A 17,862-nucleotide genomic window follows, 5' to 3' on the forward strand; every position below is an offset into this window, starting at 1 on the left:
TTAGCCCACCGGGTGGGTACAATGGCACGGTAACTAGGAATCATTCTCAAGAAGAGAGATTTCCGCTGCAGGACCAGCCAAAGGAGCCTCCATGACCAACCAGCCCCACCAGCTCGAGATTCGCAACCTCCACGCCTCCGTCGGTGACCAGCCGATCCTGAAGGGCGTCAACCTCGTCGTGCCGCGCGGCGAACTGCACGCCATCATGGGGCCGAACGGCAACGGCAAGAGCACGCTCGCCAAGGTGATCGTGGGCGACCCCGAGTACACCGTGACGGAAGGCGAGGTGCTGGTCGACGGCCAGAACATCCTGGAGATGGAACCCGACGAGCGCGCCCGCCTGGGCGTGTTCCTGGCCTTCCAGTACCCGGTCGAGATTCCCGGCGTCACCATCGCCAACTTCCTGCGCCTCGCCATGCAGGCCCGCAAGGAGGAAGGCGAAGAGGTGGGCTTTGCCGAGTTCTACGGCAAGCTGACCAGCGCCCTGAAGACCCTGGAGTGGGACGAGAGCATCGTCGAGCGCTACCTCAACGAGGGTTTTTCGGGCGGCGAGAAGAAGCGCAACGAGATTCTCCAGATGCTGATGCTGGAACCGAACTACATCATCATGGACGAGACGGATTCCGGCCTCGACGTGGACGCCCTCAAGATCGTCGCCAAGGGCGTCAACAGCCTGCGCGGCCCAAATCTCGGCGGCCTGATCATCACCCACTACCAGCGCCTGCTGAACTACATCGTGCCCGACAAGGTCCACATCATCGTAGACGGCCGCGTCGTGCAGACGGGCGGCCCCGAACTGGCCCAGCGCCTCGACGCCGAGGGCTACGACTGGGTCAAGCAGCTCGCCGTAGCGGGCGACTGAGCGCAGAAGGCTAAAGGCAGATGGCAAAAGGCCAACTGGCGCTTCAGCACAAGCCCCTTCCCTGAGCCATCTGCTTTCTGCCCTCCGCCATCTGCAACCTCCCAAGGAGTTCCCCCATGACCAACCCCGAAGTTGCCAACATCAACAAAGAGTACGAGTACGGCTGGAGCAACCCCGAGCGGTACGCGGTCAAGGCCCCCAAGGGGCTGAGCCGTGAAGTCGTCGAGATGATCAGCCGGGCCAAGGACGAGCCGCAGTGGATGCTCGATTTCCGCCTCAAGGCGCTGGAAATCTTCTACGCCAAGCCGATGCCCGAATGGGGCGCAGACCTCTCGGGCCTGAACCTCGACGAGATCTACTACTACATCAAGCCGGAGGGCTTCAACGCCCGTTCCTGGGACGACGTGCCCGAGGACGTGAAGCAGACCTTCGAGCGCCTGGGCATCCCCGAGGCTGAGCGGGCCGCGCTGGCCGGCGTGGGCGCGCAGTACGAGTCGGAAATGGTGTACCACAACCTCAAGGAGGAGTGGGAAAAGCTCGGCGTGGTGTTCCTCAGCATTGAGGACGGCCTGAAGCAGTACCCCGACCTCTTCCGCGAGTACTTCGCCACCGTCGTGCCGCCCGAGGACAACAAGTTCGCGGCGATCAACAGTGCCGTGTGGTCGGGTGGCTCCTTCGTGTACGTGCCGAAGGGCGTGAAGGTGGATATTCCGCTCCAGACCTACTTCCGCATCAACGCGGAGAGCAGCGGCCAGTTCGAGCGGACCCTCATCATCGTGGACGAGGGCGCGCAGGCCCACTACATCGAGGGCTGCACCGCCCCCACCTATGCCAGCGACTCCTTCCACTCGGGCGTGATCGAGATCATCGTCAAGGAAGGCGCGCGCTTCCGCTACTCCACCATCCAGAACTGGAGCCACAACGTCTACAACCTCGTCACGCAGCGGGCCGCCGTGTACGGCAACGGCGTGATGGAGTGGGTGGACGGCAACCTGGGCAGCAAGGTCACCATGAAGTACCCCGCCTGCTACCTGCTCGAAGAGGGCGCGCGCGGCGAGGTGCTGAGCATTGCGATGGCGGGCCGCGGCCAGCACCAGGACGCCGGGGCGAAGATCGTCCACTTCGCGCCCTACACCAGTGGCACCATCGTCTCCAAGTCCATCTCCAAGGACAGCGGGCGCAGCTCCTACCGCGGCCTGGTCAAGATCTACGAGGGCGCGCGCGGCAGCAAGACCAACGTCGAGTGTGATGCCCTGCTGCTGGACGAGGAAGCCCGCACCGACACCTACCCCTACATCGAGATCGAGGAAAAGGACGCTTCCGTGGGCCACGAGGCGACCGTGTCCAAGATCAACGACGAGCAGATCCTGTACCTCCAGTCGCGCGGCCTCAGCGAGGACGAGGCGGCGGGCCTGATCGTGCGCGGCTTTATCGAGCCGATTGCCAAGGAACTGCCACTGGAATATGCGGTGGAACTCAACCGCCTGATCGAGCTGGAGATGGAAGGCAGCGTCGGCTGAAGCTGGTCTGAGGGCCGCACTCCTGACCGGGTGCGGCTCTTGTCTCGTCGGGGGAAGCATGACCGCACCGCAGGAACTTCACGAAAAGATTGACCAGCTTTCGCCGGAAGGACTCAAGCGGCTTCAGGAGTTTCTGGAGCGGGAACGGCAGGAGCGGGTCGAACGGCACCTGGCAGCCCTGGATGCCTTTGCGGAAGGCTGGACTCCGGAGGAAGAAGCGGCCTTTGAGGCGGCGCTTAGCCAGCGTGTCAAGCTGCGCTCTACCGGAGATGAGCCGGGCTGATGCTGGTCCTGGATACTAACGTTCTCATTGCCTTTCAGAAGCGGAATGAACAGGTGCGTTCGGCATATGCGGCGGCTGTCAGCAGAGGCGAAACCATAGCTGTTCCCGCGCTGGTTCGCTATGAAGCACGCAAAGAATTACAAAATCCACGCTATCAGCGCCGTCTAAGCGGGCTTGACGCCCTGCTTGACCTGCATCCAACTCTGGATATGGACAGCGAAACGGCGGATATTGCAGCTTCCCTTTTTGAAACACTTCGGTCCAGCGGCACCTTGATCGAGGACGCCGACTTGCTGATTGCCGCGACCGCTATCCGCCACGGCGCGACCCTCATCACCCGCAACACCAGGCACTTTCAACGAATCCCCAGTCTATCCCTTACAGACTGGCAGCAGGAGGAACAATGACCCCATTCACCGACCAACTCGCCCAAACGGGCGGCCCCGACTGGCTGACGGCCAAGCGACGCGAATCGCTGGACCTGTTCAACACGCTGGAAGTCCCCTCCGAGAGTGTCGAGGCGTGGAAGTACACCCGCGTGGACGTGGACTTCAGCGAGCTGCGCCCCCACCCCAAGCGCGAGCGCGTGACCGACATCGCCGCGCTGCCGGAGAGTGTGCAGAAGCGCCTGACCAGCACTGACGTGGGCGCGTACCTCGTGCTGGACGGCCCGGATGTGGTGTACGCGACCGAGCTTCCCGCCGAGCTGCGTGAGAAGGGCGTTATCTTCACGGACCTCAAGACGGCGGTGGAGCAGCACGCCGACAAGGTGCAGCAGTACCTCTACTCCGTGGTCCCGGCGGAAGTGCCCGACGACACCACCATCGCCGCCCCAGGCACCACGCCCAGCAAGTCCCCCGACCCCAGCGAGGGCAAGTTCAGCGCCCTGGCGGCGGCCCTGTGGACGAACGGGGCCTTCGTGTACGTGCCGCGCGGCGTGGAAGTCGAGTTGCCCCTGGGCAGCTTCCGCGTGATGAGCGAGGCGGGCACCTACACCGCGACCCGTACGCTGGTCGTGGCCGAGGAGAACGCCCAGGTCACCTTCATCGACGAGCAGGACAGCGAAGACCTGCCCGGCACCTATGCCATCGGCGCGGTGGAACTGGTGGTCAAGGCCGGCGCGCGCCTGCGCTACGTGTCGATCCAGAACTGGGGCAAGGGCGTCACGCACATCCAGCGCCAGCGCGGCGATGTGGCCCGTGACGCGACCCTCAACAGCCTGGTGGTGACGATGGGCGGCACCCTCAGCCGCACCGAGATGCAGAGCTACCTGCGCGGCCAGGGCAGCGACTCGGAAATGCTCGCGCTGTACTTCGCCAACGAGGACCAGCACTTCGACCACTACACCCTCCAGCACCACGCCGCGCCGCACGCCCACAGCGACCTGCTGTACAAGGGCGTGAACGCCGACCAGTCCGTGGGCGTGTTCAGCGGCATGATCAAGGTGGACCTGGGCGCGCAGAAGACCGACGCCTACCAGAAGCACCGCACGCTGATGCTCTCCAGCGAGGCGCAGAACTACTCGGTGCCCCAGCTGGAGATCAACGCCAACGACGTGCGCTGCTCGCACGGCTCGACCACCGGCCCGGTCAACCAGGAAGCCCTCTTCTTCCTGCGTTCGCGCGGCATCCACAAGGAGCTGGCCGAGAAGATGCTGGTGACGGCCTTCCTGGAAGACGTCCTGACTCGCGTGCCACTGAAAAGCGTCGTGGCGTACATCGAGGGGATCATTGCGGAGAAGGTGGGGGCGGCGTAAGGGGAGCGGTCAGCTTTCAGCCGTCAGCGGTCAGTCCTGGGAAGGGCTGACCGCTTCTCCGCGTCGGGGCTTGGTGGTAAAACCCAGCATGAACAAGTCCCGTATGGAAGCCTTCTCGGACGGTGTCCTCGCCATCATCATCACAATCATGGTGCTGGAGCTGAGGACGCCGGAAGGCCATGAGTGGCGTGAGGTGGTCCGGCTCTGGCCCGTGCTGCTGAGCTACGTCATCAGCTTCTTGTACGTGGGGATCTACTGGAACAGCCACCACCACCTGATGCTGACGGTCCACCGCGTCAGCGGGGGCATCCTGTGGGCCAATCTGCACCTGCTGTTCTGGCTGTCCCTGTTTCCGTTCGTGACCGGCTGGGCGGGCGAGAGCCACTTCGCAGCCGTGCCGATGAGCTGTTACGGTTTCGTGGCGCTGATGTGCGCGGTGGCCTATACCATTCTGGTCCGCGCCATCATCCGCGCCGACGTGAGCAACCACCTGCTGGCCGATGCGACGGGCCGTGACTTGAAGGGCAACCTGTCCATCGCGGCGTACCTGGTTGCAATTGCCGCGCCCTTTTTCGGATATCCGGGCGTCATCGTGTCCGGGCTGCTGCTGACCGCCGTCGCCCTGATGTGGTTGATTCCCGACCGGCGTATCGAGCGGGTGCTGGCGCGGGAGGGCGGAGCTTCTAGCAAGCATTGACTAGGGTGGGGAAGGGGCTGAGCTGTGTGCTCTTGCGGAGAAGATGGGAGCGGCGTAAGGGAAGTTGAGAGCTTTCAGCGGTCAGCTTCGAGCAAGGGGCTGGCCACCTTGCTGCCTCAACAAATTACCTATTTCGCTGGCATACACATTTGATATATGTTGGGCAGATTTTACTCTGCTTAAAAACTCCCTCATAGCCAAGTTAAGTTCAGGAAATATATTTGCACTGTCAAATTCTTCTAAATTTTTCATCTCGACAAGTTTAATTGCTATACTACTGAGTCTATAGTGAGAATCAACCATCCTTTTAATTGCATCACTGCACTCCTTAGATATTCCCTCAAGATATACCAATGCTACAAAATCTTCCATCTCAATAAATCTACTATCATTTGGTAGGGCTGAAAAGAATTTAAGTTCTGGCAAAATAGGATAAGAGAAGTCGGTATAGAAGCTTAAAGCAGTCTCCATGCTTCTCTTGTCCTCCTCCATCTTTTCCCTCTCATGAATAGATAAGATTTGCATAAATTTTGCGTAGTTCTTTTCAAGGTTTCCAAGAAGCTCCACAGTTTCCAGCAATATTGGCTTCTGTTGAGAATAAAAGTATTTTACTCTTTTGATATACTCAATAGTCCTGAACTTAGACTGATGCTTAGAAACGTTCCATGCGATAATCGCACTAAGAAGAACACTCAACGCAGGTATAGCAAAGTTAACCCAAGAAGTTTGTGGCATACGAGAAAGACAGTTTATTCTGATTTGTGCTGAAGCCTGAGAAGCGGCTTACATCGGCTCCTCCTCCCACCCCGGCACTAGCGCAATTCGCGCCCGCGCCTCCGCCACGTCCGTCTCCTCCGGGCGGCACAGGTCCCATTCCCTCCCCCCGGCGTAGGCACCGACCACGAGCAGGTCGGCGCTGCTGCCGTCGTTCCGGTGGCCCGTTCCGGCAGGCAGGAGCAGCACGTCGCCCTCCCCCACCTGCACCTGCGGGCCGCCCTCGCCACCCAGGGTCAGACGGGCCTGGCCCCGCGCGACCACCAGTACCTCGTGGGCGGTGGAGTGGTAGTGGTGGAAGGGGTAAATCCCGTTGCGCCAGGCGTTGGTCCAGCTGCGCTCCGCCAGGTAGGCCTCTATCTGCGCGGGCATCTGTCCCCTCAAAGCCGCGCGGAAGAGGCGGGCGGGCTGGGGGTTGTTGGGAACGGAACCATTCTGGGGCAGGTGGAACAGTTCGGGGGACATGACCCAGGGTAGCGGCGGGGAGGGACCGCGCCCCTGGCAATGTGAAGATTCTGCGAAGGCAGGCCAGGCCACCGCAGCGCGGCGCAGCGGGGCCTTTGCCGGGACAGGGGGCACGGAGGCGGGCAGGCATCCTTCGATATTCCTTCGAGAAACGGTGGTTCCATGACCGTATGGATCAGGTGACCAGGCCAGTTTCAGAACAGGACAGCCCACCTGCCCCTGCGCCGAACAGCAAACGCCGCACCTTTCCCTGGGGCTGGCTGCTGGTGCCGCTGCTGCTGGGCGGGGTGGGCTACGTGGGCTACCGGCTGGGGCAGGACGACGCGAGCAGCTCGGCCACGGCTGGAGGTGGCTTCGGCGGCAGCGGCTTCGGCGGAGGGGCGACGCCAGGCGGTGCAGGACAGGGGAGCAGCGGGCAGGGAGGCAGTACCCGCACCGGGGGCCAGAGTGCCGCCGGGCAGAGTGCGGGCGGCCAGGGCGCGGGCGGGCAGACGGCCCGTGCAGGCGCGGGGTCGGCGGCCGGCAGCCGGACCGGGGCCGCTGGCAGTGCCGCCGGAGCAGGAACGCGCAGCGGACGCGGCAGTGCGGGAGGGCAGGGACAGACGGGCGGCGGAAGCGGGGTCACCACCCCGGTCCAGGCCGCGGCGGTTCAGCAGGGTATCCTCCGCACCGAGCGCCGCCTGACCGGCACGGTGGCGGCGGCGCAGGAAACCACCGTCTCGGCGCGCACGTCGGGCACGGTGAGCCGCATCGCCGCCGACGTGGGGGGCAGCGTCAGCGCAGGGCAGACCGTTCTGGCGCTCAGCAACAATGACCTGAACACCAGCGTGGAGAGTGCGCGCAACGCGCTGGAAACGGCCCAGGTGCAGCTTCGCAGCCAGACGAACAGCGTGCAGAGCCAGCGCGCGCAGCTTCAGCAGCAGGTCAGCGCGGCGCAGACCACGCTGGCGAACGCGCAGCAGAGCCTCGCGGCCCTGGAGAAGCTCGCGACCATCGGCGCGGCGTCGCGGACGGAACTCAACAACCAGAACGCCCAGGTGCAGGCGGCCCGCACCACCCTGACCACCGCACAGGCGAACCTCGCCCAGAACACCCGCGCCCAGACGGAGGGCCTGGCGGAGGCCCGCCTCGCCGTGCAGCGCGCGCAGATTGCGCTGAACCAGGCGCAGGCGGCGGCGGATGCGGTCCGCGTGACCGCGCCCTTTGCCGGGCAGGTCACCGGCCTGAATGTCAGCGAGGGGCAGTACCTCGCGGCGAACAGTCCCGCCTTTACCCTGGTCAGCAGCCAGCGGCAGGTGGCCGTGAACGTGCCCGCCACTGAGGCCGGTGCCCTGCCGGTCGGCGCGGCGCTGACGTTCGTGGTGGGGCAGCAGAAGTATCCCCTCAAGGTGGCGCAGAATGCGGCGGCCCCCACAGGCGGCAGCGTGCCCATCATCGCGCGCTTCACCGAGGCCAGCCCCCCGGCGCTGGGCACGGTCGGGTCGGTGGTGTATTCCGCGAAGGTGGCGTCGGGCGTGCTGGTGCCCAGTACGGCGCTTCAGGCGGACAATGACCAGACCTACCTCTTTACCATCGAGAACGGAAAGGCGCAGCAGCACGAGGTGAACGTGCTAGGGCAGGCGGGCACGCAGTCGGCGGTGAGCGGCATCGACGCGGGCAGCGAAGTGATCACCCAGCCGCCGACCGGGTTGCTGGACGGGGCGAGCGTGACCACTTCCAGCGGCAGCCGGCAGCGGGGCAGCGCGGTCGGCCCCGGCGCGGGCGGCCCGCCTCCCGGAGGAACGCCGTGATTCGCCAGGTCGGTCAGAAGGTGTTCAGCGGCGTGAACCCGGTCGTGGGGTTCTCGGTCGCGCGCTACGTGCTCGCCATCGGCATTTTCGTGGGCGTGGTGGTGTTCGGGTTCGTGTCCATGCGCTCGCTGGGGGTGGACCTGCTGCCCAGCACGAACATCCCGGTGGTCAACATCAGCACCTCCTACCCCGGGGCCAGCCCCGCCTCGGTGGACGAGGAGGTCACGCAGGTGATCGAGAGCGCGGTCGCGCAGGTGCCTGACGTGACCAGCATCAGTTCCACCAGCAACACCGGCAGCAGCCGCGTGACGCTGCAACTGGAGGACGGCACCGACCAGAACGCCGCCGCGAACCAGGTGGCCTCGCTGGTGTCGGGCGCGACGCGGCAACTGCCGGAGGGCGCGGGGAACCCGAGCGTCCGCACCTTCAACCCCAATGCCCAGGCGATTCTGGAGTTCGGCGTCTCGGGCGGCACCGCGAGCCAGGCCGACGTGTACGACTACGTCGAGAACCAACTGGTCCCCACCCTCCAGCGCGTGGAGGGCGTGGCGGACGTGGAACTCAGCGGCGGCTCGCAGCGGCGCACCCAGGTCCTGCTCGACCCCAACCGCCTCAGCGCCTACGGCCTGACGCCGCAGAGCGTGGCAAACGCCATCAGCGGCAGCAACGTGCGTTCCTCCATCGGCACGGTCACGCGGGACGGCAACAGCCTGAACTACACCACCAACGCCCGGCTCACCAGCCTGGACGACATTGCGAACGTGATTCTCGACGCCGACCGCGGCGTGCGGGTCGCGGACGTGGCGAACGTGAAGGACAGCAGCACCGCGACCGGTGTGACGCGCGTCAACGGCCTGCCGGTGGTGCTCGTCAGCATCCAGCAGACCTCGGGCAGCAACGCGGTCGCGGTCGTGGACGGCGTGAAGGCGCTGATCTCGCAGACCCGGCTGCCCACAGGCTACCAAGTCACCTACAGCAACGACACGACCGGGCCGATTCGCGCCAGCATCGAGTCCACCACCCACGAGCTATGGGTCACGGCGCTGGTGGTCGCGGTGGTCACGCTGCTGTTCCTGGGGCGGCTGAACATGGCCCTCACCGTGATTGCGGCCATCCCGATCTCGCTGGCCGCCGCACCGATCCTGTACCAGCTGATGGGCTTTACCTTCAATCAGGTGTCGCTGCTGGCGCTGATCGTCGCCATCGGTATCGTGGTGGACGACTCCATCGTGGTGGCCGAGAACGTGGAGCGCTACCGCGCGCTGGGCTTCGACCGGATTCAGTCCGTGCTGCGCGGTGCGTCCGAGGTGTTCAGCGCAGTCGCCGCCGCCTCGCTGTCGCTGCTCGCGGTGCTGATTCCGGTCAGCTTCATGGGTGGCATTGTGGGCGAGTACGTCCGGCAGTTTGCGCTGGGGCTGGCCGCCGCCGTGCTGCTCTCGTGGCTGGAGGCGCTGCTGTTCCTGACGGTCCGCATGGCCTACACGCCCGACGCCGCGCCGCTGGGCTGGCGGGACGTGCCCCGCACGGTGGGCCGCCTGCCACAGGCCATGCGCTGGGGCCTGACCTCGGTGCGGACGTGGTGGTTCTGGGTGCTGGCCGCCGGCCTCCTGGCCGCGCTGTGGACGCGCAACGAAAACCGCCTGCTGCTGCTGACTGCCCTGCTGCTCCCGCTGGCGCTGGGCGTGCTCCGGTATCTCTGGGGCGTGCTGCTCGCCGTGCTGGAGGCCCTCACCCTGACGCTGCATGGCCTGACCGACCGGCTGCTGGTGGGGGTGCGGGAGGCCTACGTCCGCAGCCTCGACAGCGCCCTGCATGCCAGCGCCGGGGTGCTGCTGATCGCCGCCGCGTTCCTGGTGGCGACCGTGCTGCTGGTGGTGCCGCGCATGAACTTCACCTTCACGCCCGCCACCGACTCCGGCACGCTGCGGGCTGGGTTGCGCCTGCCCAGCGGCCTGTCCCTGAACACGCGCAACGAACTCGTCAGCCGGATGGAGGGCTATTTCCTGGGGCGACCCGAGGTGCAGAGTGTCCAGACCAGCGTGACCGGGAACGGCACCAACCTCAACATCACCCTGAAGCCCAAGACGGAGCGGGAGGACACCGCTACCCTGACGGGCACCTACCAGCAGGCGCTGCGCGGCATGTTCAGCGACGTTCCCGACGTGCGCGCTAATGTCTTCAGCGGCGGCGGCTTCCGGGGCCAGGGCAACAGCCAGAGCCTCACGCTGGTCGCCAGCAACTACGACCTGCTCAAGCAGCGTGCGGCGACGGCCGTAAACGTGCTGGAGCAGAACCCGAACGTGCTGAGCGCCAGCAGTAGCCTGGACAACACCACCCTGGAAAACCAGTTCGTGCCCAATCCCGGCCTGCTGGCCCAGGCGGGCCTGACGGCGGGCACGGTCGCGCAGGCACTGGGCACCTACGGCAGCGGCTCCAGCGGCGGCAACGTCGAGATCGGCGGCGTCACCTCTCCCATCAGCGTCGAACTCGATCCGCAGTACCTGCGGGACGATCAGTCACTGCTGTCGCTGCCGATCTACAGCCCCAGCCTGCAAAGCAGCGTGACGGTCGGCCAGCTCGGCAGCATCGTCCAGGCGAGTACCCCCACCAGCGTGCAGCGCACCAACCGGCTGTACAGCCTCGACCTGTCCATCGAACCCGACCCCGCCAGCCAGCTCACCGGCACGCAGCTTCAGGAGCAGCTCACAGCGGCCCTGACCCGCGCGGGCGTGATCGACAATCTCGTGACGGTGGGCCGGGCCGACCGCAACAGCGCCTTTGCGCTGGGCAACCGCGTGGGGTCGCTGGGCCTCCAGGCCTTTGCCCTCTCGCTGCTGCTGGTGTACCTGGTGATGGGCGCGCAGTTCAACTCCTTCCGCTATCCGCTCTACCTGCTGCTGCCGGTGCCCTTTGCGGTCGCCGGGGCCTACTGGATGATGTTCCTGGCGGGCAGCACGCTCGACATCTTCGGCGTCCTGGGCTTCCTGCTCCTGATTGGCCTCTCGGCCAAGAACGCGATCATCTACCTCGAATTCGTGGTCGATCAGATGCAGGAGCGGCCCCTGCGCGAAGCCCTGCTGGAGGCCAGCCGCCTGCGCTTCCGCCCCATCGTCATGACCACCCTGACCGTGCTGGTGATCAGTCTGCCGCTGCTGCTCAACCGGGGCAGCGGCAGCGAGTTCGGCAAGAGCCTGTCCATCGTCATCGTGGGCGGCATCAGCGTCTCGGCCCTGATGACCTTTTACGTCGTGCCCGCCGCCTTCTACCTGTTCGAGCGGGGCCGCGCCGCCCGCCAGGCCAGGCGGGAAACCGTGGTCAGCGTGCCCGCCAGCCCTCCGGTCGGCACGCCTGCGCCGGGGGCGTAGGACCGGGCGTAACAGCAGGAAGGGCGTTCCCCATCACCGGGGGACGCCCTTCCTCGCTGCCTATCAGCCAAAAGCAAGGACCGGGACCCCACTCTGGGAATCCCGGCCCCACTCTCTGAACAGGCTCAGCCCTGGTTGGCTTCCTGGCTGGCCTCTTCGGTCTCGCGCTGGGCCTCGCTGCCTTCGCTGTCGGCCTTGACTTCCTCGATGCTCGCGCCACCTTCCAGCACGGCCTCGGCGGCTTCCTCGGAGATCTCGCCGCTGGCGACCATGCCCGCGACCTGCGCGGCCTGCGTCTCGGCTTCCAGTTCCTCGGCGGTGAGGCGGGGCGGCAGCACGCTCAGCACGACCAGGTCCGCGTCGGCGGCGAGCTTCACGCCCTCGGGGAGCTTGATCTGCCCGGCGGTCACGTGGTCACCTATGCCCAGACGGGTCACGTCCACGGTGATTTCCTGGGGGATGCGGCGCGGACCGGGGGCGATCACCTGGAGGTTGTGGATGACTACGTCCACCAGACCGCCCATAACCTCACCCTGGCTCTTGCCGGTGGTGTGGACGGGCACGCTGACCTCGATGGGTTCACCGTAGGTCACCATGTAGAAGTCGGCGTGGATGGCCTCGCGGCGGCGCTTGTCCATCTGCACGGTCTTGACCAGCGCGGGGAAAGTCTCGCCACCCTCGATCGTGATGTCGAAGAGGCCGGTCGTGCCCTGCTGGCGGAAGGCGCGGTCAAAGGCCTTGCGCTCGATGGCAAAGGAGACGTTCTGCTCCTTGTTGTAGGCGACGGCGGCGATCAGGCCGGGGGCCAGCTTTTCCTGGCTCTTGCGGGGGGTTGCTCTCAGTTCCATGTGCGTGTTTCCTCCGGGGGGCACTTTGGCCGCCTCACTCGCGCCGCGGTCCGCACGGCTCTGCGGGGCGGGGGCGGGGGCCAAGCAACCCTGGCAGTGTAGCAAAACTTCTGCGGGGTGTGGGTTCCGGCCCCGGCATTCCCTCTGCTAGAATCTGGCCTGTTGCCGCGCGGCCACCTCCCTGCCCCCCCAGGCGGGCGCGACGTGCCCCGGCCGAACAAGGAGAAAAGACATGATCAGCGTGACTGAACTGCGCAACGGCACGAAGGTGGAGATGGACGGCGGTCTGTGGGAGTGCCTGGAGTACTCGCACCTCAAGATGGGACGCGGCGGCGCGAAGGTGGTCACCAAGTTCCGCAACATGGAAACCGGCTCCATCGTGGACCGGACCTTCAACAGCGGCGAAAAGCTCCAGGACATCTACGTGGAGGGCAAGAAGATGCAGTACCTCTACAAGGACGGGGCGGACTACGTCTTCATGGACCTGGACACCTATGACCAGGTGCATCTGCCGCCCGCGCTGGTGGGCGACGCCGCCAAGTTCATGAAGGAGAACACCGACGTGGAAGTGGCGATGTACGGCGACAAGGCGCTGAACATCACCCTGCCCAACCAGGTGATCCTCAAGATCACGCAGACCGACCCCGGCGTGCGCGGCGACACCGTTTCCGGCGGCACCAAGCCCGCCACGCTGGAAACGGGCGCGGTCGTGCAGGTGCCCCTCTTTGTCGAGCAGGGCACCGACGTGAAGGTCGACACCCGCACCGGCCAGTACCTCAGCCGCGCCTAAGCGTATGCTTCCCGCCGGACGCCGCTCCCATGCAAACGGGGCGGCGTCCGCTTTTGCGGTTAGACTCGGTCCAGCCTAACGGGCGTTCGGCTCCGGGTAACAGCCCGGCCCGCGCCGCCCGCGTCATGATGGAAAGCAAGAGTTCAGCTCAGACAGGAGGGGCCATGAACCCAGACGATCTCAAGAAAATCCTCGACGCCCTGAGCCATGCCGATGTGCGCGAGTTCAGCCTGACGACCGGCAGCTTTGCCCTGGACCTCAAGCGCGGGCCGGTGGCCCTGAGCGGCCCCGCTGCGGCCCCCGCCGCGCCCAGTGCGCCCGCCGCTGCCGCGCCCATGCCTGCGCCCAGCTTCCAGCCGCCAGCCGCCAGCACGCCGGCCCTGGCGTCCCCTACCGCGCCCGCGGCCGAGACGCCCGCTGCGCCCGCTTCCTCTCCCGAGGCCGCACCTGCTGCCCCGGCCAAAAGCGCCAGCACAGGCACGCCCGTCAAGGCTCCTATCGTGGGCACCTTCTACTCCGCGAGCAGCCCGGACGCGCCTGCCTACGTGAAGGTGGGCGACACGGTCAGCACCGGGCAGGTGCTGTGCATCATCGAGGCAATGAAGCTGATGAACGAGATCGAGGCCGAGGTCAGTGGCACGGTCCGCGAGATTCTGGTGAAGAACGCGGAGCCGGTGGAATACGGGCAGACGCTGTTCATCATCGAGTGAGCTGCCAGCTATCAGCGGTCAGCGGTCAGCAGCGAGAGCTGAAGCGTCCGCGACAGGCTGTTAGCTGAAGGCTGAAAGCTGAGGGCTGAAAGCTGTGTTTAAGAAAATCCTGATCGCCAACCGCGGCGAGATTGCCCTGCGCGTGATTCGCACTGCGCGCGAGATGGGCGTGAAGACGGTGGTGGTGTACTCGACGGCCGATGAAAAGAGTCTGCCGGTGCTGCTGGCCGACGAGTCGGTGTGCGTGGGGCCGCCCGCCTCCAACGCGAGTTACCTGAACATCCCCAACATCCTCTCGGCGGCGCTGATGACGGGCGCGGAGGCCATTCACCCCGGTTACGGCTTCATGGCCGAGAACCCCGATTTCGCGGAGATGTGCCGCGAGCACGGCATCGTCTTTATCGGGCCGACGCCGGAATCCATGCGGGCGCTGGGGTCCAAGGCGGGCGGGCGCGAGATCGCCGCGGCCAGCAACGTGCCCACCGTGCCCGGCACCGGCGTGCTGGAGGACGTGGACGCGGCGCTGCTGGCAGCCAAGCAGATCGGCTACCCGGTGCTGCTCAAGGCGTCGGCGGGCGGCGGCGGGCGCGGGCAGAAGGTGATCCGCACGCAGGACGAACTCGCCAAGGGCTTCGCGCAGGCGCAGGAGGAGGCGCGGCTGTACTTCGGGGACCCGGCCATCATCATGGAGAAGTTCCTGGAGGAGTTCCGGCACGTCGAGGTGCAGGTGATGGGCGACGGCCTGGGCCACGTGATCCACATCGGGGAGCGCGACTGCTCGATCCAGCGCCGCAACCAGAAGCTGATCGAGGAGGCCCCCTCCACCCTGCCCGAATCGCTGCGGCAGGAGATTCTGGACGCCGGGGTGCGCCTCGCGCAGCATGTGAACTACGCCGGGGCGGGCACGCTGGAATTCATCGTGGACCGTGACGGCAACTACTACTTCATGGAGATGAACACCCGCATCCAGGTCGAGCACTGCGTCAGCGAGATGATCTCGGGGCTGGACTTCGTGCGGCTGCAACTCCAGATCGCGGCGGGCGAGGGCCTGGCCCTCCAGCAGGAGGACATCGAGCTGCATGGCCACGCCATCGAGTGCCGCATCAACGCGGAAGACCCCGACAAGGACTTCCGCCCGGCGGCCGGCAAGATCGACGACGTGCATTTCGCGGGTGGCCCCGGCGTCCGGGTGGATTCGCACGCCTACAGCGGCTACGTGATTCCGCCGAACTACGACAGCCTCATCGGCAAGCTGATCGTGCACCACGACACGCGCGGCGAGGCCATCAGCCGCATGAAGCGTGCACTGGAAGAAACGGTCATCCAGGGGCCGAAAACGACCATTCCGCTCTACATCAAGATCATGGACAACCCGTTTTACAAGCGGGGAGCCGTGCTGACCAACTTCCTGAAGACGCGCATGGAGATGTGACGGCCAGACATACATAGAGGCGGAGGGGACGTGGCACTCAAACCACGTCCCCTCCGCCTGTTTTTGTTTATTCGCCGGTCAGGATGTTCTTGCCCTTGTTCTCGCGGTCCTCGATGATCTTGCCGAGGATGAAGAACGTGGGCGGCCAGAAGCCGACGAAGAGGCCGCTGCGCTGCTTTTCCTCACCGCTGTGGCCGTCGTCAGTCTTGCCGGACGTGAAGCTGGCCGCCGACATGGCAATGGACGCGAAGCCGAGGATGTACATGATGTTGGAGAGTTTCATGAAAGACCTGCTTTCTAAAAAGAGGGCCTGGAACGTGGGGCGCGGCACCTGAATCCTGTACCCGCGTCCCCGGAGCGGACACAGGCCAACTCTGTCCCGCACGCCCTGCCCGAAACGTAATACTTGTCGCCATGTGAACATTCCATAGACACTTGTTCAGGAGAGGGTAAGCGGGCTAGAGGTCGGCAGGCCGTTCCGGCCAGACGGTACGCTGCCCGTCATGGCCCTGCACCACCGCGACGCCCTGCTCTCGCGCCTGGACCGAGTCGCCTGGCCGCATGAACCGCTGCTGGACGCCCTGAAGTTGCCCGCCCACACCGACGTGCTGGATGTGGGCGCAGGCGACGGGCGACTGCTGAGGCTCCTGCGTGAGCGCGGGCACCGGGGAAGCTGCGTCGGTGTGGACCCGGCACCGGGGGCGGGGGTTGCGCGGGGCACGGCCCAGGCCCTCCCCTTCCCCGCCGCCTCATTTGGTGCCGTGCTGCTGGTGCGGGTCCTGGCCCACCTGCCGGATCCGGCAGCGGCCCTGGCGGAAGCGCGGCGGGTGCTGCGACCCGGTGGGCTGCTGGTGGTGGCGGCCCACGGTCCCGACCACTTGCGGGCCACCTGGCAGGCACTGGGGCAGGCAAATCCGGGACAGGCAGAACCGGGGCAGACGACAGAGACTGCCTCCGCCGTCTGCCATCTCCACCTGCCTGTGGTGGTCACCGTAAACGCGGCCCGGCGTCTCGCTGAGAGCTACGGCCTGAGCGCCCAGGGAAGCGGGTTCCCGCTGGAAGACACGCTGCACCTCAGGGTCGAGGTCAGCAAAAAAGAGAGCAGAGGGCCGGTGTAAAGCCTTCTGCCCGCTGCCTTGTGCCTTCTGCCTGCCTGCCGCTACTTGTCAAACTTGTCGTACCCCGCTGCGCTGCGCCGCTGCGCCCCCCGCGCGTAGTCGAGCTGCATCTCGACCGTCTCGTGCTTGCCCTCGGTGAAGGTGCTGTCGTGAATCCAGTAGTTCAGGCGGTCGTCCCCGAGCTGCACCCAGAGCTTGTGCGCGTCGTCGGGATCGCGCCAGAAGGTGACATGTTCAAAGCCGTTCCCGTCGGCCCAGGCAGCCACATCCGTGAGGACACGCGCGGCTTTGGGGTGGGTCATCTCGAACTCCGTGCCGTCTTTCTCGTTGCGGAACTTGATCTCGGCCATGGTCTGTCCAGCCTAACGGAAGAGGGCCTTGCCCCACACACGACTGGGCTGAACGTTCCTTGAGCGGCCCCCCGCGCGCTATGCTCCCGCCGATGCCGCCCGCCTCGCCCACTGCCCTCAAGGTCACGACTCTCAACGTGAACGGCCTGCGCAGTGCGTTGCGCAGGGGCCTGACGGGCTGGGTGGGCCGGGAGCAGCCCGACGTGCTGCTGCTTCAGGAGGTTCGCGCCGACCCGATGCCGGAGGCGCTGGGGGAGCTGGGCTACGCGGGGGCCTGGTTCCCGGCGCAGAAGGCCGGCTACAGCGGCGTGGCGGTGCTGAGCCGCTGGCCCCTCGCGGACGTGCGGGTGGGGATGGCGCACCCCGAGATGGACGGTGAAGGCCGGGTGCTGAGCGCGGTGGTGGGGGGCGTGCGCTTTGCCAGCGTGTACCTCCCCAGCGGCAGCAGTGGCCCGGAGCGGCAGGGCTTCAAGGACCGCGTGCTGGCCGACTACCACGCCTGGACCCAGGCCATGCTGGCGGAGGGCCTGCCCCTCGTCATCGGCGGCGACTACAACGTGGCGCACGGCGAACTGGACCTGAAGAACTGGCGGGGCAACCGGAAGAACAGCGGCTTCCTGCCCCACGAGCGCGAGTGGATGACCGCCCACCTCGCCTCCGGCCTGATCGACACGCACCGGGCGCACCTGGGGGAGCGCAGCGAGTACACCTGGTGGAGCAACCGCGGGAACGCCTACGCCAACGACGTGGGCTGGCGCATCGACTACCTGCTGGCGGCGGGCGTGCCGGTGCGGGAGCTGTGGGTGGACCGCGCCGCCCGGCTGAGCGACCACGCGCCGCTGACGGGCACCGTGCTGACAGGTACGGCGGACCCCGGCGGGCGGAACACCCCCGGCGGCTAAACGCGACTTCATGCAGAAACGTGAGCTGGGAACACGTGATAGACTGGCCTCGCTGCCGGGCAACAGGACAGCGTCCCCGCGCCGTCATCAGGCGGCTCGGGGGCAGCCCGAGACAAGCGACCCCCCTCCCCCGTGGGTGAGATGCACGCCAGGGGCCACCACCACGCCAGTGCCTTCCCATTCACCGGCGCATGAGACCA

General features: G+C 66.0%; 18 protein-coding genes. 13 read left to right on the forward strand and 5 right to left on the reverse strand.

What is annotated here, in order from left to right; all coding sequences use genetic code 11:
- Positions 1-91: 91 nt before the first annotated feature.
- The 6 genes from sufC (at position 92) to ABEA67_RS06865 (ending at position 5,118) form a co-directional block, all read left to right on the forward strand.
- Positions 92-862 (forward strand): Fe-S cluster assembly ATPase SufC, encoded by a 771-nt coding sequence (sufC, locus tag ABEA67_RS06840; protein WP_345462883.1) that lies wholly within the window; start codon positions 92-94, stop codon positions 860-862.
- A gap of 116 nt (positions 863-978) precedes the next feature.
- On the forward strand, positions 979-2,382 hold the full coding sequence (gene sufB, locus ABEA67_RS06845) for a Fe-S cluster assembly protein SufB (protein WP_345462886.1): 1,404 nt from the start codon (positions 979-981) through the stop codon (positions 2,380-2,382).
- A gap of 58 nt (positions 2,383-2,440) precedes the next feature.
- Positions 2,441-2,665: a hypothetical protein gene (locus ABEA67_RS06850; protein WP_345462889.1), complete on the forward strand. Its 225-nt coding sequence runs from the start codon at positions 2,441-2,443 to the stop codon at positions 2,663-2,665.
- A complete protein-coding gene (locus tag ABEA67_RS06855) occupies positions 2,665-3,072 on the forward strand; it encodes a PIN domain-containing protein (protein ID WP_345462892.1) in 408 nt (135 codons plus the stop codon). Before ABEA67_RS06850 ends, ABEA67_RS06855 begins: the two co-directional genes overlap by 1 nt.
- Positions 3,069-4,421: a Fe-S cluster assembly protein SufD gene (sufD, locus tag ABEA67_RS06860; RefSeq protein WP_345462895.1), complete on the forward strand. Its 1,353-nt coding sequence runs from the start codon at positions 3,069-3,071 to the stop codon at positions 4,419-4,421. Before ABEA67_RS06855 ends, sufD begins: the two co-directional genes overlap by 4 nt.
- Before the next feature lie 88 nt (positions 4,422-4,509).
- Complete coding sequence (locus ABEA67_RS06865) at positions 4,510-5,118, forward strand: TMEM175 family protein (RefSeq protein ID WP_345462898.1); 609 nt, start codon at positions 4,510-4,512, stop codon at positions 5,116-5,118.
- An 81-nt stretch (positions 5,119-5,199) separates the two neighbouring features.
- On the opposite strand, the gene ABEA67_RS06870 is transcribed toward ABEA67_RS06865, so the two are convergent.
- Positions 5,200-5,853, reverse strand: a complete 654-nt coding sequence (locus tag ABEA67_RS06870) for a hypothetical protein (RefSeq protein WP_345462901.1) — start codon at positions 5,851-5,853, stop codon at positions 5,200-5,202.
- Between the two features lie 48 nt (positions 5,854-5,901).
- The gene (locus ABEA67_RS06875; protein ID WP_345462903.1) at positions 5,902-6,357 is read right to left on the reverse strand and encodes a cupin domain-containing protein; all 456 of its coding nucleotides are present in this window, start codon (positions 6,355-6,357) and stop codon (positions 5,902-5,904) included.
- A gap of 170 nt (positions 6,358-6,527) precedes the next feature.
- Here ABEA67_RS06875 and ABEA67_RS06880 point away from each other — a divergent pair, with 170 nt between their 5' ends.
- Both ABEA67_RS06880 and ABEA67_RS06885 read left to right on the forward strand, forming a co-directional pair.
- The gene (locus tag ABEA67_RS06880; protein WP_345462906.1) at positions 6,528-8,147 is read left to right on the forward strand and encodes an efflux RND transporter periplasmic adaptor subunit; all 1,620 of its coding nucleotides are present in this window, start codon (positions 6,528-6,530) and stop codon (positions 8,145-8,147) included.
- Positions 8,144-11,512 carry an efflux RND transporter permease subunit gene (locus ABEA67_RS06885; RefSeq protein WP_345462909.1) on the forward strand — a complete coding sequence of 1,123 codons (3,369 nt, stop codon included), beginning with the start codon at positions 8,144-8,146 and terminating at the stop codon, positions 11,510-11,512. Before ABEA67_RS06880 ends, ABEA67_RS06885 begins: the two co-directional genes overlap by 4 nt.
- Before the next feature lie 125 nt (positions 11,513-11,637).
- On the opposite strand, the gene ABEA67_RS06890 is transcribed toward ABEA67_RS06885, so the two are convergent.
- Entirely contained in the window at positions 11,638-12,360 is a 723-nt protein-coding gene (locus ABEA67_RS06890) for a 50S ribosomal protein L25/general stress protein Ctc (RefSeq protein ID WP_345462912.1), read from the reverse strand.
- A 232-nt stretch (positions 12,361-12,592) separates the two neighbouring features.
- On the opposite strand from ABEA67_RS06890, the gene efp reads away from it, so the two are divergent.
- The 3 genes from efp to accC all read left to right on the forward strand — a co-directional run bounded on the left by efp (position 12,593) and on the right by accC (position 15,292).
- Positions 12,593-13,150 carry an elongation factor P gene (gene efp / locus ABEA67_RS06895; RefSeq protein ID WP_345462915.1) on the forward strand — a complete coding sequence of 186 codons (558 nt, stop codon included), beginning with the start codon at positions 12,593-12,595 and terminating at the stop codon, positions 13,148-13,150.
- A gap of 164 nt (positions 13,151-13,314) precedes the next feature.
- Positions 13,315-13,860 carry an acetyl-CoA carboxylase biotin carboxyl carrier protein gene (gene accB, locus ABEA67_RS06900; RefSeq protein ID WP_345462917.1) on the forward strand — a complete coding sequence of 182 codons (546 nt, stop codon included), beginning with the start codon at positions 13,315-13,317 and terminating at the stop codon, positions 13,858-13,860.
- 94 nt (positions 13,861-13,954) lie between these two features.
- A complete protein-coding gene (gene accC, locus ABEA67_RS06905; protein ID WP_345462918.1) occupies positions 13,955-15,292 on the forward strand; it encodes an acetyl-CoA carboxylase biotin carboxylase subunit in 1,338 nt (445 codons plus the stop codon).
- Positions 15,293-15,359: 67 nt separating this feature from the next.
- Here the strand turns inward: accC and ABEA67_RS06910 are convergent, their stop codons facing one another.
- A complete protein-coding gene (locus ABEA67_RS06910) occupies positions 15,360-15,575 on the reverse strand; it encodes a hypothetical protein (protein WP_345462919.1) in 216 nt (71 codons plus the stop codon).
- A gap of 220 nt (positions 15,576-15,795) precedes the next feature.
- Here ABEA67_RS06910 and ABEA67_RS06915 point away from each other — a divergent pair, with 220 nt between their 5' ends.
- Complete coding sequence (locus ABEA67_RS06915) at positions 15,796-16,410, forward strand: class I SAM-dependent methyltransferase (protein WP_345462921.1); 615 nt, start codon at positions 15,796-15,798, stop codon at positions 16,408-16,410.
- A gap of 41 nt (positions 16,411-16,451) precedes the next feature.
- On the opposite strand, the gene ABEA67_RS06920 is transcribed toward ABEA67_RS06915, so the two are convergent.
- On the reverse strand, positions 16,452-16,760 hold the full coding sequence (locus tag ABEA67_RS06920; protein ID WP_345462924.1) for a hypothetical protein: 309 nt from the start codon (positions 16,758-16,760) through the stop codon (positions 16,452-16,454).
- Between the two features lie 92 nt (positions 16,761-16,852).
- Here ABEA67_RS06920 and ABEA67_RS06925 point away from each other — a divergent pair, with 92 nt between their 5' ends.
- Positions 16,853-17,662, forward strand: a complete 810-nt coding sequence (locus ABEA67_RS06925; RefSeq protein WP_345462927.1) for an exodeoxyribonuclease III — start codon at positions 16,853-16,855, stop codon at positions 17,660-17,662.
- Positions 17,663-17,862: the final 200 nt, after the last annotated feature.

Origin of the sequence: Deinococcus carri (assembly GCF_039545055.1) — a bacterium.
GTDB lineage: Bacteria > Deinococcota > Deinococci > Deinococcales > Deinococcaceae > Deinococcus > Deinococcus carri.

Coding starts and splice junctions, on each gene's coding strand:
- sufC (WP_345462883.1), top strand. CDS start 92: ATGACCAACCAGCCCCACCAGCTCGAGATTCGCAACCTCCACGCCTCC.
- sufB (WP_345462886.1), top strand. CDS start 979: ATGACCAACCCCGAAGTTGCCAACATCAACAAAGAGTACGAGTACGGC.
- ABEA67_RS06850 (WP_345462889.1), top strand. CDS start 2,441: ATGACCGCACCGCAGGAACTTCACGAAAAGATTGACCAGCTTTCGCCG.
- ABEA67_RS06855 (WP_345462892.1), top strand. CDS start 2,665: ATGCTGGTCCTGGATACTAACGTTCTCATTGCCTTTCAGAAGCGGAAT.
- sufD (WP_345462895.1), top strand. CDS start 3,069: ATGACCCCATTCACCGACCAACTCGCCCAAACGGGCGGCCCCGACTGG.
- ABEA67_RS06865 (WP_345462898.1), top strand. CDS start 4,510: ATGAACAAGTCCCGTATGGAAGCCTTCTCGGACGGTGTCCTCGCCATC.
- ABEA67_RS06870 (WP_345462901.1), bottom strand. CDS start 5,853: ATGCCACAAACTTCTTGGGTTAACTTTGCTATACCTGCGTTGAGTGTT.
- ABEA67_RS06875 (WP_345462903.1), bottom strand. CDS start 6,357: ATGTCCCCCGAACTGTTCCACCTGCCCCAGAATGGTTCCGTTCCCAAC.
- ABEA67_RS06880 (WP_345462906.1), top strand. CDS start 6,528: ATGGATCAGGTGACCAGGCCAGTTTCAGAACAGGACAGCCCACCTGCC.
- ABEA67_RS06890 (WP_345462912.1), bottom strand. CDS start 12,360: ATGGAACTGAGAGCAACCCCCCGCAAGAGCCAGGAAAAGCTGGCCCCC.
- efp (WP_345462915.1), top strand. CDS start 12,593: ATGATCAGCGTGACTGAACTGCGCAACGGCACGAAGGTGGAGATGGAC.
- accB (WP_345462917.1), top strand. CDS start 13,315: ATGAACCCAGACGATCTCAAGAAAATCCTCGACGCCCTGAGCCATGCC.
- ABEA67_RS06910 (WP_345462919.1), bottom strand. CDS start 15,575: ATGAAACTCTCCAACATCATGTACATCCTCGGCTTCGCGTCCATTGCC.
- ABEA67_RS06915 (WP_345462921.1), top strand. CDS start 15,796: ATGGCCCTGCACCACCGCGACGCCCTGCTCTCGCGCCTGGACCGAGTC.
- ABEA67_RS06920 (WP_345462924.1), bottom strand. CDS start 16,760: ATGGCCGAGATCAAGTTCCGCAACGAGAAAGACGGCACGGAGTTCGAG.
- ABEA67_RS06925 (WP_345462927.1), top strand. CDS start 16,853: ATGCCGCCCGCCTCGCCCACTGCCCTCAAGGTCACGACTCTCAACGTG.